Source organism: Chryseobacterium taiwanense, assembly GCF_000813825.1.
Classification (GTDB): domain Bacteria; phylum Bacteroidota; class Bacteroidia; order Flavobacteriales; family Weeksellaceae; genus Chryseobacterium; species Chryseobacterium taiwanense.
In genome coordinates this window covers 77,261-92,293 of sequence record NZ_JWTA01000001.1, presented here as the reverse complement: position 1 = coordinate 92,293, position 15,033 = coordinate 77,261, and the positions used below count along the sequence as shown (strand labels likewise).

Here is a 15,033-nt window from a genome sequence, read left to right as displayed (position 1 = left end):
ACCAATATGAAAAGACCAGCATACGTTACAGATAAAGTTTTAAAACAGTTCATCAAAAATGCTTTGGAAGAAGATATTCAGGATGGAGACCACTCTACCCTTTCTACCATTCCAAAAGATCTGGAACAAAAAGCTAAACTTTTAGTAAAGCAGGATTGCATTCTTGCCGGAGTTGAATTAGCTGAAATTATTTTTAAAACTTTTGATAAAGACTTAAAGGTTGAAACCTTTGTAAAAGATGGTGATACTGTAAAAGTAGGCGACGTTGCTTTTATTGTTACCGGAACTGCAAGATCTATCCTTTCTACTGAGAGACTTGTTCTTAATTGTATGCAGAGAATGAGTGGCATTGCAACCCTTACCCACGACTGGGATTCCAGATTAGTAGGAACCAAAACTAAACTTTTAGATACAAGAAAAACCACTCCCAATTTCAGAGTTTGTGAAAAATGGGCCGTTGCAATTGGGGGCGGAACCAATCATAGATACGGTCTTTATGATATGATCATGCTAAAAGACAATCATATTGATTATAATGGAAGCATTACGAATGCCGTAAAAATGGCTAAAGATTACGTTAAAAAAAATAAAAAGAAGTTAAAAATAGAAGTTGAAACCAGAAACCTTGCAGAAGTTCAGGAAGCAATTGACGCAAAAGTTGACAGAATCATGCTTGACAATATGGATGTAAAAACCATGAAACAAGCGATTCAGCTTATTAACGGCTCATGCGAATCTGAAGCATCCGGAGGAATCACACGCGAACAATTAAAAGAAATTGCTGCTACAGGAGTTACTTTTATTTCAGCCGGTGCATTAACGCATTCCGCTGAAAACATGGATTTAAGTTTAAAAGCGATTCTTTAAAAAAATTGCATTTTTATCAAAAACAAAACATGTTTTTTGATAATTAAGCAATATGATTTTTTTCATATTATGCATTGCATAAAATTTAAACATCTGAAAATCAATAAATTAATCATTATTAAGATTAAATAAAAATTAACAGTAAGTTAATAATAGTTAAAGAATATTTCCCGAATTTTGCATAAAATTTAAATCTAACTATTACTAACGATTATGAAATTAATCAACAAATCGATGCTAACTGCGATAATTACACTATCTACAGCTAGTGTCTATTACGCTCAACAAACTCAAGACTCTGCTAAAACAAGGTCTAAAGACATTGAAGAGGTAATCCTAAGAGGTGTTACTGATATCGCTAAAGATAGAAAGACACCAGTGGCAGTATCTACAATTAAAGCTGCACAGATTCTAGAAAGACAAGGAAACCAAGAGCTTGTTGAATTACTAAACACAACTCCATCTGTATATGCTACAAAAGGTGGTGGTGGATTTGGAGACTCTCAGATTGTTATGAGAGGTTTTGAATCTAGAAACATTGCGGTAATGGTAAACGGTATGCCTGTAAACGATATGGAAGGAGGTACTGTTTATTTCTCAAACTGGACTGGATTAGCTGACGTTACAAGTTTCATGCAGGTACAGAGAGGTTTAGGTTCTTCTAAATTGGCTATTGCATCAGTTGGAGGTACAATGAACTTTATCACAAAGTCTGCAGACATGAAAAAAGGTGGTATTGTAAGATTAGGAGTTGGTAACAACGATTATTTAAAAACTTCATTTGCTTATAATACTGGTAAGTCTGACAAGGGATGGTCTTCATCTTTCTTAATGAGTAGACAGTCGGGGGCAACTTATGTTCAAAATACAGATTATGAATCATATGCATATTTCTTTGCATTAGGTTGGGAGGCAAATAAAAAACATAACTTTCAATTTACAATCACTGGAGCTCCTCAATGGCACGATCAAAGATCTTATGCTCCTCTTATTTCCGATTACATAAAATATAATCCAGATAATGATGGTACTCCTGACAGAACTTATAATTCAGATTGGGGATATTATACAAATACTGAAGGAAGAAGAGTAGCTCTTTCCAATAGATCTAACTATTATAATAAACCAGTTATCATGCTTAACTGGGACTGGAATATCAATGAAAAATCAAAGTTGAGTACTGTAGCTTACATGTCTAATGGTAGAGGTGGAGGAACTGCTGATCTTGGTAGAGTAAATGGAAGAACTCTTTCAACAGTTGTAAACGGGCAGCCTTATTTTAGAGATGCACAAGGTCTTTATAACTATGACAAACTTTTTGCTGAAAATGCTGCAGTTAATGTAAACACTGCTGGTGCAGGAAGTACTTTAATTCGTAGAGCTAGTATCAACTCTCATAACTGGTATGGTATATTAGCAAACTTCCAACATAAAATTAATGATAATTGGAATTTCTCAGTAGGTACTGATGATAGATATTATTATGGATACCATTACCAAGTTATTTCAGATTTATACGGAGCTGCTGGATATAAGGATAGCAACAATAAAAATATTGCACCAAACGTTGTAACAGCAACTTCCGATTATAAAAAATTAACATGGAATCCTTTTGGAGGAAGCCAAGTTCCTTTAAATGAAAGAATTGGATTCAGTAATGACGGTGAAGTATTATGGTACAGTGGATTTGGTCAAGTAGAATATACAAAAGATAAATTATCTGCATTTTTACAGGGATCCGTTTCCAATCAAGGATATCAGAGAATTGATGAATTCATCCAAGATGGTGTTACAGTACAAAGAAACCAAACTGTAAATAGAAAAACGGGATTCAAAAACATATTTGGATATAATATTAAAGGGGGAGCTAACTATAACATCAATGAAAACCATAATGTTTTTGCAAATGTTGGTTACTATAGTAAGCAGCCATTCATGAACACCGTATACCCAAGCAACCAGCAAGTTGTAAATCCTCAGCTAACTAACGAGAAGATTTTCTCAGCAGAAGTTGGATATGGATTTAGATCTTCAAACTTTACTGCTAATGTGAACGTTTATAGAACACAGTGGAAAGATAGAGCATTAAGAAGAACTATTCAAGTTCCGGATGTGACAGATGCTTATGCTGAAATGAATGGAATTACAGAAATTCACCAAGGAGTTGAAGTTGATGCTACTTATAAACTTAATAAATTCTTAGAGTTTAATGGTATGTTCTCTTGGGGAGATTACTATTATAAAGGAAATGCAACTGGAACGACATTTGACGGAAATAACAATCCTTTAACTGTAGCAGGTGATTCAAATACGACTACTCTTTATCTTGATAAAGTAAAAGTTGGAGGAACAAGTAGCAACAGTATCCCACAAATGACCGCTTCATTAGGAGCTACTGTAAAACCAGTAAAAGACTTAAGTATTTATGCTGGATGGAGATATGTAGGTAAACTTTACTCTTCTATTGATATTGCGACTTTCTCAAATATAGCAAATCAAGACAGAGGGGTATTAAAATTACCTGATTACAATCTAACAGATATTGGTGTATCATATAAAATTCGATTAAAAAATGCTAATCAGTATTTTACAGTTGGAGCGAACGTTTACAATCTATTTGATACAACATACATCCAAGATGGAGCAACAAATATCTTTGGAAATGATAAAATTACAACAGCTGGAGATCCAGACTTAGGTAAAACATATCAAGATGCTGGTAGAATGTACAAAGGTATTGCTAATGGTAACAGAGTATTCTTCGGATTTGGAAGAACATGGGCCGCAAACCTATCATTCAACTTCTAATATTATCTTAGATTTTAAAATACTAAATCCCAGCTTATCGCTGGGATTTTTGTTATATTTGTATCCAGAAAAAACAGAAAAAACAAAATATGGATTTTTACAAGATTTTACTTAATGCCCACAAAGGCTTTGGGTACTTAGAATTGCTTTTGGTAGCATTATTTATTATTGCTCTTTTGGCGACTATGTTCGGATTCAGTGGAAAAGTAAACAAGTTTCTTAAGAAAACTACACTTTTCACGATGATTTTCTTCCACATTCAATTTTTATTGGGAATCATTATGTTGATTACTAATTTCACAAAAGGACTTAATATGGGAGAAGTAATGAAAAATGCAGAATTAAGATTCCAGTATGTAGAACATCCATTTTCAATGTTGATCGCAGCAGTTTTAATGACGATTGTCAATAAAAAAGTAAAATCAAATGATACAATTTCTTTAGGAGTGGTAATCATGGGATTGATTGCGGTTGGCTTATTTGCATTCGCGTTCCCTTGGACAAGAGTCTTCGGGGCATAAATATATTAACAAAAAATTATTAATTAAATCAATGAAAGTAGCTGTAGTAGGTTCAACAGGAATGGTTGGACAAGTTATGCTTAAAGTTCTGGAAGAAAGAAACTTCCCTATCACCGAATTAATTCCGGTAGCATCGGAAAGATCTATTGGTAAAAAGGTGAAGTATAAACAGGAAGAATTTACGATTGTAAGCATGAAAGACGCTATAGCTGCCAAACCGGATATTGCTATCTTCTCTGCAGGTGGTGGAACTTCTCTTGAATTTGCTCCCCTTTTTGCTGAAGTAGGAACAACCGTTATCGACAATTCTTCAGCTTGGAGAATGGATCCTGATAAAAAACTGGTCGTTCCTGAAATCAATGCTGATGTATTGACAAAAGAAGATAAAATTATTGCAAATCCGAACTGTTCTACGATTCAATTGGTAATGGTTTTAGGACCTTTGAACAAAAAATACGATTTAAAAAGAGTAATCGTTTCTACTTACCAGTCTGTAACAGGTACCGGTAAAGCTGCCGTTGACCAATTAAACGGTGAAATCAGCGGAGATGACTCTATTGCAAAAGTATATCCTTACCAAATCTTCAAAAATGCACTTCCACACTGTGATGTATTTGCTGATGACGATTACACGAAAGAAGAGATTAAATTAATGAAAGAGCCTAAGAAAATTTTAGGTGATGACACATTTAATTTGACAGCTACAGCAGTAAGAGTTCCTGTACAGGGAGGTCACTCAGAAAGTGTAAACATCGAATTTGAAAATGAATTTGATTTAGATGAAGTAAGAAAAATCTTATCTGAAACTCCTGGAGTTATAGTAATGGATAATGTGAAAAACAATGAATATCCAATGCCGCTTTACTCAGAAGGAAAAGATGAAGTTTTTGTAGGAAGGATAAGACGAGATCTTTCGCAGCCGAAAACACTTAATCTCTGGATTGTGGCAGACAATCTGCGAAAAGGAGCCGCAACCAATGCGGTACAAATCGCTGAATATATTGTAGCAAACAACTTAGTATAAACTAACAAAATAAAAAAGAGTCTCAAAATTGAGATTCTTTTTTTTATCAAACCTATGAACGTTCAAAAGACTCATAATAAAGATAAATTAGCCTTTCAAAAACTCATCGCAGCTTTTGGAGTTATTCTTTTTATCGGAAAAATCATCGCATGGAAGCTGACCAATTCCGATGCGGTTTTTTCTGATGCCATGGAAAGTATCGTGAATGTAGTAAGTGCATTTATGGGGCTTTATTCTCTACATCTTGCCGCAAAACCGAAAGATGAAGACCATCCTTACGGTCATGGAAAAGTTGAATTCGTAACTTCAGGAATTGAAGGAGCTTTGATCGCTATTGCCGGAGTTATGATTATTTACGAAGGTGTTCACAGCTTATTGGTCGGAAAAGTTTTAAACAAATTAGACCTTGGAATTTGGATCATTGCCGGAACAGCAATTATTAATTATTTACTGGGATACATTTCCATTAAAAAAGGAAAAGCAGAAAACTCTTTAGTTCTAATTTCATCAGGAAGACACCTACAGTCAGACACAATTACAACTCTTGGTGTTATCATAAGTTTAATTATAGTTTACTTCACAAAAATATATTGGATTGATTCCGTAGTTGCACTTGTTTTTGGAGCTTATATTATTTTTGTCGGATACAAGATCGTTCGCAAGTCTTTAAGCGGAATTATGGACGAACAAGACCCCGATTTACTCAATCAGATTATTGCTTTACTGGAAGAAAACAGAAGAACCGAATGGATCGACGTTCATAATATGAAAATCCAACAATTTGGAGCTTCCCTTCATATTGATGCGCACATCACACTTCCTTGGTATTACAGTCTTCGTGAAGCACATAGCGAAATGGAAAAAGTGATTATTCTTTTAGCTAAAAATACCAAACGAAGCGTGGAATTTAATTTCCACATGGATGATTGCAGACCTGTCTCCTGTCCTGTCTGCCAAATTATGAATTGTCCTGCCCGCGAAAAAGACTTTGTAAAAAGAGTACAATGGACTCCTGAAAATGTAACGCGTGTCGAAAAACACACTGCTGAATAATCAGTTTTTCATCAGCATCTGCTTTCTATAGTAAAACAATGGAACTACCAAAAGTAAAACCAAAGGCTGTATTACAAACCTTCTCATATAAAAAGAAAAGAGATATCCTATTTCAAATTGAGAATAAATACAATACAAATAAATAGGAAAAGTGATTGCGAAAATCATCGTAATGAGAATAGCTCCCTGAGCTGTCCATTCTTTATTTTTAAACAAACACTGAATAATTAAACAGGAAAACAAAAGGTTTAAAATAAATCTAAAAAGATATCCAAGAACTAACTTTCCCCATTCAAAAGAAGGAAAAATCAGGTTTTTATTCGCTTCATGAAAATAAGTAAGAAAAGGATCGTAGAACAACTTATCTTCAAGCATTCTCACACTTACAAGACCAAAAACACCTATTATTACGAGAAACCAACTAAGAATTTTCATTTTTCAGTGCAAAACATTTGATCCAAATTAGCCAAAGCAAAACCACCGTTCCATAAATTACAGCCGGAAATACATAATCGTGAGCCATTTTACTATACGCAGGATGATCAGCCACAACAATATTTAACCCCGTAATCCTCAAAACATTCATTATATATAAAATAAGCAAGCCTATAATTACAAAAATGAAAGTTTTAATTCCTTTATAGAACGCTAAAACAAAAGACACAAATAAGATCATTACAGAAACAGCATTACAGCCTTCCACCATTCTCGTGACATAGTCTCCTTTTACATGAAACCAAACCTGCTCCCCTTTTACATCATTGTACAGCATGGTAGGATAATCTAATGCGTTCTGGAAAAGCCTTACCTGTTCTGCAATCATACGAGAAAAAGGATCAAGCCCCATTTCTTTAAAACTGTTCAGGTAAAACTGATACGCAAAAAGCAACACCAAATAAATGATGATGAAACGTAATAAAATGCTTAGTACCGGTTTGAAATCCTTTAGCATAATGCAAAGATAAAAATTAGACTGTAAATTAGTATATTTGTTTCATATTATGATTTCTGAAAACGCAAAACGATTTTTTGAAAATTATCTTGGTAAAAAATCTTCCGAATTCGTCACCTTGGCTCAAAGCGGCTCCGCGAGGGTGAATTTTTGGGCTCAATCCGACAACCGAAAATACATCATCACGTACAACGAAAATATTCAGGAAAACGAAAGTTTTTTTTATTATTCTGAAATTTTTTCAGCATTACATCTGAATACTCCTACTATTTTTACAATTTCTGAAGACAGAAAAATATACGTTCAGGAATTTTTAGGAGAAACAACACTTTCTGAAGTAATTGCTAAAGAAGGTTTATCTTCAAATGTAAAATCTTTGGTTCAGCAGACTTTAGAAAAACTTTATCAGCTACAGATTCTTACCCAGAATAAAATAGACTATAGCAAAACGTTTGAATACGAAAAATATGATGATCTCCCCGTGACTCATGATTTATATTATTTTAAAAATTTCGTTGCTGACGTTCTGGAACTTGAATATCATAAATCTTCTCTTCTGAAAGAGTTTAAGAAAATTGTTTTGCTCATTGAGAACCTTGAACCAAAAGGATTAATGATACGAGATTTTCAGGCAAGAAACATTATGGTGAATAACGATAACAATGTTTCCTTTATCGATTATCAGTCCGCAATGTATGGCCCGTTAATGTATGATGTGATTTCATTTCTGTTTCAGGCAAAAGCAAATTTTCCTGAAAATTTTAAAAATGAAATGCTTGATTTTTACATTCAGCAATTTGAAAATCTAGAAACCCAACATCAACTAAAAAACTCGGTTAAACCTATTCAACTAATGAGATTCTTACAGGTTTTGGGAGCGTATGGTTTCAGAGGGCTTATTCAGAGAAAACAACATTTCATTGCAAGTATTGAAAAAGGCATTGAAAACATCACAGAATTTGCACAAACTTGGGAAGATATAAAAGGTTATCCAGAACTGGAAAAAGTAATTCACCAATTGAGTTTGGAAAAAACTAAGTTGAAAATTAAGGAGATTTTAAATACCTAAAATCCCCCGATAAGCTTAGAATAAAAAATTAGACTGGATTTGTCATCCTGAGCGAAGCCGAAGGATCTCTAAAAACTAAGTTGAGATTCCTACGGAATGACAAAATAAATTAATAATAAAATATCAAGAACAGTATTGTTCAAAATTTAAATACATAAGAAAATGTTACACATAGACATTCACAGTTTTTCATATAAAAAAGGAGGAATTCCGAAAGATGATTCAGGAAATGGAGGTGGTTTTACCTTCGATTGCAGAGGAATTCTAAATCCAGGAAGAATTGAAGAATATAAAACGCAAACAGGAAACGATATAGGTGTTCAGGAATATTTGGAAACAAATACTGAAATGCCAAAATTTTTAGAACTGATCAAATCTCTTATCTCTATCAATATCGATAATTATATAGATCGAGGTTTTGAAAACCTGCAAATCAATTTCGGTTGTACAGGAGGACAGCACAGATCTGTATATTCCGCAATAAAAATTACTCATTTTATTGAAGAAAAATATGGTGATAAAGTTGAAATCAGCCTTCACCACGACGAACAGCATCAACTTAATTCGTAAATGATAAACGATACTCTATAAATGATTATTAAAAAACTGTTTATATTTATCAATCATCATTCATCACCTATCAATTATTAAATAATGAAAGCTCTCATTTTCGCAGCAGGAAAAGGAACACGATTAAAACCATTTACCGATCATCATCCAAAAGCACTGGCAACAGTGAATGGGATTCCGCTTTTGGAAAGAAACATCAAGTACCTTAAAAGTTTTGGAATCCAAGATTTTGTCATCAATATTCATCATTTTGGAAATCAGATCGTTGATTTTCTTAAAAAAAATGATTATTTCGGCTGTACTATTGAAGTCTCTGATGAATCTGAAGAGTTATTAGAAACCGGAGGTGGACTGGTTTTTGCAAGAAAATTCCTGGATCATGGGGAAGACTTCCTGATCATGAATGCAGATATTTTAACGAATATCAATATTGATGCATTGGTAAGCTATCATAAAAAGATAAAAGATTTTGCTACTTTAGCGGTTTCAGATCGAGAAAGCTCCAGAAAATTGCTTTTTAATGATGAAATGGTATTGAGAGGATGGCTGAATGTGCAAACCGGAGAACAAAGGCTCGCTGAATTTAATAAAGGGTTTAAAGCACTTGCTTTTAGTGGTGTTCATTGTATAAACCCAAGCATTTTTAATAAAATAAAACGAACCGGCAAATTTTCTATCATGGAAGAATATTTGGATCTTATGCATACTGAGCATATACATGGATTTGTGCACAACAGTATTTTAATCGATGTAGGAAGACCAGAATCTGTAATAGAAGCCGAGAAACATTTTAAATAACTGCCATGGAAATGAATGAAAGAGACGAAAGTCTGGTTAATCCGGAATTTGATATTAACGAAACGAAGCTACACAACAGTTTAAAACAAAAAAACTGGGACGAAACCATTACCAAAGATAGCTGGATGGTTTTTAAAGTGATGGCTGAGTTTGTAGACGGTTATGAAAAACTGGCTAAAATAGGTCCTTGTGTTTCTATATTTGGCTCTGCACGATTACAGCCGGAAAGCAAATATTACCAAATGGCAGTAGAAATTGCCGAGAAAATCACAAAAATAGGTTTTGGTATTATCACAGGAGGTGGACCGGGAATTATGGAAGCAGGTAACAAAGGAGCTTTCAATTCAAAAGGTAAATCGATCGGATTAAATATTGATCTTCCTTTTGAACAGCATTTCAATCCTTATATCAATAAATCTTACTCAATGAACTTTGATTACTTTTTTGTAAGAAAAGTAATGTTTGTAAAGTACTCTCAAGGATTTGTTGTGATGCCGGGTGGTTTTGGCACTTTGGATGAACTTACGGAAGCTTTAACTTTAATTCAGACAAAAAAAATAGGCAGATTCCCTATTGTATTGGTAGGATCTCAATTTTGGGGTGGATTATTAGACTGGTTTAAATCAACTTTACTAAAAGACGCCATGATTTCTGAAGGAGATTTGGATCTGTACAGAGTGGTAGATACTGCTGATGAAGCGGTAGCACATATTAAGGCCTTCTACGATAAGTATTCTGTGAACGTAAATTTTTAATTGGCATATTATTTGTGACTTATACCAAAAAAGGATGATTATAAATCTATTAATTAAGATGAAAAAACTTTTATATATATCAGGAATTTTAACATTTTTTGTGTTAATGAGTTTTATGTATGTAGACTTTTTCTCTTCAATGACGAAAGTGGATTATATTGACGGAAGCAAGACATTGAAGTTTACCACAAAAATGAATACAAATCATATTTCAGATGCTATTAAAATAAACCCTAACACGGCAGGATTTGAAGCAGAAGTAAAAAGATATGTAAATAACAATTTTGATGTGTACGTCAATGGCGCTCCTAAAACAATTACTTTTACGGGAAGTCAGGTAAGCGGAGAAACTGTATGGGTGTATTTTGAAACCGGCGGTGTTTCGGATATCAATAGTTTAAAGATAAAAAATACGATACTTCTAAGTGCTTTTCCAAAGCAAATTAACCTGGTTACTATTGCTTATAAAGGAAAACAGAAAACAATGAATTTCCAAAGAGGAAAAGAGGTGAATGAAGTTGGTTTTTAAAAAAGTTAATCAATTAAATAAAAAAGCCACTGCAACTGCAGTGGCTTTTTTATTTTCCATCCTTTAAACTTACTTTATCCATAAAATCTATAACTAGCTTTTAGTATTTTTTATCTATAGCTATTAATTACCTCCTTCACTTCAAGTCCAATATCACTTTTATCATACTGAAATGGTATTTTTTGCAATGACCATCCTTCCCAATACACCTGATCTTTATCAGAAAGATGATATTTTTCAAGAGAGTCTGTAACGTCGAATTTATCTAATATCAGAAAGCCATTTTTAATATTTGTTGAATCATAGGCCACTAAATATTTGTGCCCGGGAATAAAACTTCCATTTTGATGCCCTTCTTTTCGATCATTATTGAACACAAATATAAAATCATAACCTGGTCTTCTTTTATTATAATTAAATTTCGAAGTTATTTTTCCTATTGTATATTTAGTATTCTTTAATATCCCAACTTGAGGGTTTTTAATAATCTTATATTTCATTACATAAATGAGCAATCCAAAAATTAATAACCCGATTACTATAGATTTTTGCTTATTTATCATGTTTATTTCACCTCATTGTTAATTGCAATATCGGCAGCAGTACTTGAACTCTGTATCATTCCTTCATATATTACGCTACCCACAGCTGTATTTCCACCTCCTTGACTTGCCGCAGTCATAATTAATAAAGTGGCTACTCCTCTCACCCCTCCGTTTGTAACACTTGTATATGTTCCATTTACCGAATTGTTAATTGCATTAAGAGAAACATTAGTAGCTGCTGTTCCTGCTTTATTCAAAGCGCTTCCTCCTCCGCCAACAAAAGCATTTATAAGCGTTTGTGTAACATTTATTTTCCCGTTAAGACTACTTTGGAGTGTTACATCTACAGTTCCTCTAATAAGAGATGCACCTAAATAAGAACTGGCAGAAGTTGCACCCGTTAAAGTTGCTATTTGAGGTAAGACAAAGGGCGCTGCAAAAAATGTTCCAAAGAAAAGATAAGCTTCTCTTTCGATTTTATCTCCACCTGTTTCCTTCGTCCATTTATTATATGTTTCCAGATTTTCTTGAAATCTTTCTTTACTGTCAATTCCCAGCCAACTTAAATCATTATCTCCATCATTTTCTTTTGCCAGATCTTTATTAAAACCACGGTCCTGATTTAGCCAAGATTTCATACCTACTTCATGCATCCCAGCATTAATATCATTTTCATTTCTTGTATCTATTTTATACCATGCTAATTCTGAAGGGGATACCCCTTTTCCATCAAACCCTCCCCAATCATCTACTTTATTATTATCCACAGCTTCTAACCCTTCTAATTCTCTTGAATTAATAACTCTATTTTCTGAAAAATTATAATGTGATTGATATGCATATTTTTCTGATAATGGATCTACATTAAAAAACCTTCCAAATGAAGGATCATAATTTCTCCATTTAAATGAGTTCCATCCTGTTTCTTCTTGCTTTTCCTGTTCTTGAAAACCATAAAGATAGCTTCTGTTTAAAGGATATGTTCCGTTAGCTCCAAAATATTCTAGACCAAATGGATAATAGTTTGTCTCCTTGTCAATTGCAGTTGCTCCAAACATATCTTTATAATAGGATAGTCTAATATTCCCTACTTGATCTTTGTATTGATATACATATCGATCAGTTGTGAAATCAAAATAGCCTTCAGCGGTAGCAACAAAAGATAACCCTCCGGTATAATGAAAACCATCAAGATAATCTATTGTTGATGTAATATATTGTCCTCCTCTAGGATTATAATAACTATATTTTTTTTCAACCTTAACTCCATCAGCTCTATATTTATAATTCAATATTCCTGAATTTAAAGTAAGATTAATAGCAGATGGAAGATTTAAATAATTATAACCTATTGTCGTAATTCCTTTATCTATGTGATTAATCATATTACCATTTACATCGTAGCCTATATTATTCCCGCTTGTAGAAGGATAACCTAAACTATTATAGCTATTATCCACAATCTTAATTAATTGATTTCCTTTATAAACATTATAATCTAGATCATCTATCAATAATGGAGTATTAGTAATACCATGAAATCTTTTTAAACTTTTTAGATTTCCATTTAAATCATAGGTTACAGATTCGCCATAACCATTTGTATGAGGTACTGTGGCCAATGGCTCTTCATAAACGGCATCTCTTAATCTATCTAAACCATCATATTTATAATTATATCTTTTTAAAATATTTCCATTAGACGTTCTCCAGTCTATCTCAGAAATATTTCCATTATATTTTGCAGGAAAAGTAGCCACATTTTCAGGATTTTGGAATTTGATTTCATATCCAAATAACTTTCCATTCAAATTTTGTGGGTCATTAATCTTAGTCATCCACCCTTGTATGTTGTACTGATAATCAATACTCTGTAAAGGGATAGCACCTGTCCCACCAACTTTTTTATTCACTATTTGTGATAGTTCATTATAACTATTTTCTCTCAATAGTTCGGGAGTTCCTGTTATATTATGCCAATGTTTCTTGAGTCTGTTTTGATTATCATATTCAAAATTTTCTACAATTACACGTTCAGAGTCACTACTTCCTCTTTTATGATATGTTTTATTTTGTAGAATTGTTCCTATAAAATCCAACTCTTTTTCAATTTTAGTATACCCTCCTAAGTAATTGATTGAATGACTACCAATAACTTGTTCTTTTTTATCATACCAAGTATAATTCTTTGTCCAATTATCATCTTCAATATTTTTTATGTATGACGCCACTAATAAATTCTTAGTACTCATATTATTGTTTTGAAGAGGGTCGTCTCCAAGAACAGTTTGGTTAGTATTGATAATATATTGAGGTAAAGTAACCCCAGATAGAAAAGGCGGATAAGTATCATAATAATTAATAGTTAATAACTTCAAATTATTATTGGGATAAGCAGTATTTGTATAATAGTTATCTATCCCACTATTATTCCAACTTGACGACGCTCTTTTTTCATTATTTTTTATTATACTTTCTAAATTAGCTTGCTGCTGAGTCCGACCGTCATTACTGCTAAAAAGTCCGGTATAAAGGGGTCTATTAAATTGATCATATTTAGTAAAGAGCCACTTCCCTTCATCTTTTAATTTAGCATCTTGAACTAATGCCAATCTATCTTGCATATCATAGACTAAATACTCCCATCCTTTTCCTGGTACTTTTTTTTCTACCAGCTTTCCCCATTCATCATATTTGTATTGATAGCATAAATCATCTAGTATATAGGTTGGGATAAAATCATCAATACCAGCTCCATATTCATCAATAAAAGCATACACTGCTTTTGGAGGTAATACAAAAGCCAATTGGTTATATTCATTATAAATGTAATAAGTATCAGCACTTTCTGTAGTACTGATGACTTTTCTTTGTAATACAATTTGCCCAAAACTATTACTAAACTCAATTATTCTATTACCATCTTCATCATCTATAATTTTCTTATATAATTCACTGGGATTATAATTGAAATTAGTTGAGATATTAACTGTTGATTCAGTAATATTACCAGCTCCCCAAGTTGTGGTCGTTTCAAACTGTCTTACTGCATCTGAATATATATTGACTGCATAATTATAATTAATAGGTTTAGCTGTCCAATCATTTCCTACTTGTATTTGCTGTGCTAATTTATCTAGTGGAGAATTTTGGAAGATTTTCTCAGAAAAAATTTTTTCAGAACCATAAACTACATTAGCACCAGCAAGGGGGGATGTATAGTAATTCCCATTTTGACTTGTTGATTGAGGTACTGGCAAATATTGCTTTGCTTGTCTACCATATTCATCGTATTCAAAATAAGTCACTATATCTTTTAGGGTTGGAGAACCTTTGACATTTATAGTCTGCTTGAGCCTACCTAATCCATCAAGATATTGAATATTTTCGTTCTTCTTTACATTAGAGTTATTTGTATTAGTAGTTGGCTCTAAGTAAATTTTAGTCTGCACATAATTTTCAGTAAGTGTTTGACTATATGACAATATAGTTATAAACGATAAACTTAATATTAATATATGTTTCTTCATAGTTATTCAAAA

14 protein-coding genes are annotated in these 15,033 nt (G+C 32.9%); 10 read left to right on the top strand and 4 right to left on the bottom strand.

The window, feature by feature from the left end; genetic code table 11:
* Window positions 1–6 precede the first annotated feature (6 nt).
* The 5 genes from nadC (at window position 7) to RM51_RS00380 (ending at window position 6,273) form a co-directional block, all read left to right on the top strand.
* Window positions 7–867 carry a carboxylating nicotinate-nucleotide diphosphorylase gene (nadC, locus tag RM51_RS00400; RefSeq protein WP_039363765.1) on the top strand — a complete coding sequence of 287 codons (861 nt, stop codon included), beginning with the start codon at window positions 7–9 and terminating at the stop codon, window positions 865–867.
* A gap of 213 nt (window positions 868–1,080) precedes the next feature.
* Window positions 1,081–3,675 (top strand): TonB-dependent receptor, encoded by a 2,595-nt coding sequence (locus RM51_RS00395; RefSeq protein ID WP_039363762.1) that lies wholly within the window; start codon window positions 1,081–1,083, stop codon window positions 3,673–3,675.
* Window positions 3,676–3,764: 89 nt separating this feature from the next.
* Entirely contained in the window at window positions 3,765–4,196 is a 432-nt protein-coding gene (locus tag RM51_RS00390; RefSeq protein WP_039363759.1) for a hypothetical protein, read from the top strand.
* A 31-nt stretch (window positions 4,197–4,227) separates the two neighbouring features.
* Window positions 4,228–5,220, top strand: a complete 993-nt coding sequence (locus RM51_RS00385) for an aspartate-semialdehyde dehydrogenase (protein ID WP_039363756.1) — start codon at window positions 4,228–4,230, stop codon at window positions 5,218–5,220.
* Between the two features lie 54 nt (window positions 5,221–5,274).
* Window positions 5,275–6,273 carry a cation diffusion facilitator family transporter gene (locus RM51_RS00380; protein ID WP_039363753.1) on the top strand — a complete coding sequence of 333 codons (999 nt, stop codon included), beginning with the start codon at window positions 5,275–5,277 and terminating at the stop codon, window positions 6,271–6,273.
* On the opposite strand, the gene RM51_RS00375 is transcribed toward RM51_RS00380, so the two are convergent.
* Window positions 6,274–6,708, bottom strand: a complete 435-nt coding sequence (locus RM51_RS00375; protein WP_039363750.1) for an exosortase F system-associated membrane protein — start codon at window positions 6,706–6,708, stop codon at window positions 6,274–6,276.
* Complete coding sequence (gene xrtF, locus RM51_RS00370) at window positions 6,695–7,225, bottom strand: exosortase family protein XrtF (RefSeq protein ID WP_039363747.1); 531 nt, start codon at window positions 7,223–7,225, stop codon at window positions 6,695–6,697. Before xrtF ends, RM51_RS00375 begins: the two co-directional genes overlap by 14 nt.
* 49 nt (window positions 7,226–7,274) lie before the next feature.
* On the opposite strand from xrtF, the gene RM51_RS00365 reads away from it, so the two are divergent.
* From RM51_RS00365 to RM51_RS00345, 5 genes are all read left to right on the top strand, one after another.
* Window positions 7,275–8,294 carry an aminoglycoside phosphotransferase family protein gene (locus RM51_RS00365; RefSeq protein WP_039363744.1) on the top strand — a complete coding sequence of 340 codons (1,020 nt, stop codon included), beginning with the start codon at window positions 7,275–7,277 and terminating at the stop codon, window positions 8,292–8,294.
* A 162-nt stretch (window positions 8,295–8,456) separates the two neighbouring features.
* Window positions 8,457–8,864: a RapZ C-terminal domain-containing protein gene (locus RM51_RS00360; protein ID WP_084110874.1), complete on the top strand. Its 408-nt coding sequence runs from the start codon at window positions 8,457–8,459 to the stop codon at window positions 8,862–8,864.
* Window positions 8,865–8,948: 84 nt separating this feature from the next.
* Window positions 8,949–9,662, top strand: coding sequence for a nucleotidyltransferase family protein (locus RM51_RS00355; RefSeq protein WP_039363739.1), 714 nt, complete (start codon window positions 8,949–8,951; stop codon window positions 9,660–9,662).
* 5 nt (window positions 9,663–9,667) lie between these two features.
* Entirely contained in the window at window positions 9,668–10,417 is a 750-nt protein-coding gene (locus tag RM51_RS00350) for an LOG family protein (protein ID WP_052248333.1), read from the top strand.
* Window positions 10,418–10,475: 58 nt separating this feature from the next.
* Window positions 10,476–10,946, top strand: a complete 471-nt coding sequence (locus RM51_RS00345; protein ID WP_228375753.1) for a DUF6702 family protein — start codon at window positions 10,476–10,478, stop codon at window positions 10,944–10,946.
* Window positions 10,947–11,056: 110 nt separating this feature from the next.
* Here RM51_RS00345 and RM51_RS00340 read toward each other — a convergent pair whose 3' ends face one another.
* Both RM51_RS00340 and RM51_RS18940 read right to left on the bottom strand, forming a co-directional pair.
* Entirely contained in the window at window positions 11,057–11,446 is a 390-nt protein-coding gene (locus tag RM51_RS00340; RefSeq protein ID WP_131667037.1) for a hypothetical protein, read from the bottom strand.
* Window positions 11,447–11,511: 65 nt separating this feature from the next.
* Window positions 11,512–15,021: a DUF6443 domain-containing protein gene (locus RM51_RS18940; protein WP_117590312.1), complete on the bottom strand. Its 3,510-nt coding sequence runs from the start codon at window positions 15,019–15,021 to the stop codon at window positions 11,512–11,514.
* Window positions 15,022–15,033: the final 12 nt, after the last annotated feature.

What these genes read in the sequence shown, in the direction of transcription:
- nadC (WP_039363765.1), top strand. Translation starts at nt 7, where the DNA reads ATGAAAAGACCAGCATACGTTACAGATAAAGTTTTAAAACAGTTCATC.
- RM51_RS00380 (WP_039363753.1), top strand. Translation starts at nt 5,275, where the DNA reads ATGAACGTTCAAAAGACTCATAATAAAGATAAATTAGCCTTTCAAAAA.
- RM51_RS00340 (WP_131667037.1), bottom strand. Translation starts at nt 11,446, where the DNA reads ATGAAATATAAGATTATTAAAAACCCTCAAGTTGGGATATTAAAGAAT.
- xrtF (WP_039363747.1), bottom strand. Translation starts at nt 7,225, where the DNA reads ATGCTAAAGGATTTCAAACCGGTACTAAGCATTTTATTACGTTTCATC.
- RM51_RS00395 (WP_039363762.1), top strand. Translation starts at nt 1,081, where the DNA reads ATGAAATTAATCAACAAATCGATGCTAACTGCGATAATTACACTATCT.
- RM51_RS00360 (WP_084110874.1), top strand. Translation starts at nt 8,457, where the DNA reads ATGTTACACATAGACATTCACAGTTTTTCATATAAAAAAGGAGGAATT.
- RM51_RS00355 (WP_039363739.1), top strand. Translation starts at nt 8,949, where the DNA reads ATGAAAGCTCTCATTTTCGCAGCAGGAAAAGGAACACGATTAAAACCA.
- RM51_RS00385 (WP_039363756.1), top strand. Translation starts at nt 4,228, where the DNA reads ATGAAAGTAGCTGTAGTAGGTTCAACAGGAATGGTTGGACAAGTTATG.
- RM51_RS00390 (WP_039363759.1), top strand. Translation starts at nt 3,765, where the DNA reads ATGGATTTTTACAAGATTTTACTTAATGCCCACAAAGGCTTTGGGTAC.
- RM51_RS00365 (WP_039363744.1), top strand. Translation starts at nt 7,275, where the DNA reads ATGATTTCTGAAAACGCAAAACGATTTTTTGAAAATTATCTTGGTAAA.
- RM51_RS00345 (WP_228375753.1), top strand. Translation starts at nt 10,476, where the DNA reads ATGAAAAAACTTTTATATATATCAGGAATTTTAACATTTTTTGTGTTA.
- RM51_RS00350 (WP_052248333.1), top strand. Translation starts at nt 9,668, where the DNA reads ATGGAAATGAATGAAAGAGACGAAAGTCTGGTTAATCCGGAATTTGAT.
- RM51_RS18940 (WP_117590312.1), bottom strand. Translation starts at nt 15,021, where the DNA reads ATGAAGAAACATATATTAATATTAAGTTTATCGTTTATAACTATATTG.
- RM51_RS00375 (WP_039363750.1), bottom strand. Translation starts at nt 6,708, where the DNA reads ATGAAAATTCTTAGTTGGTTTCTCGTAATAATAGGTGTTTTTGGTCTT.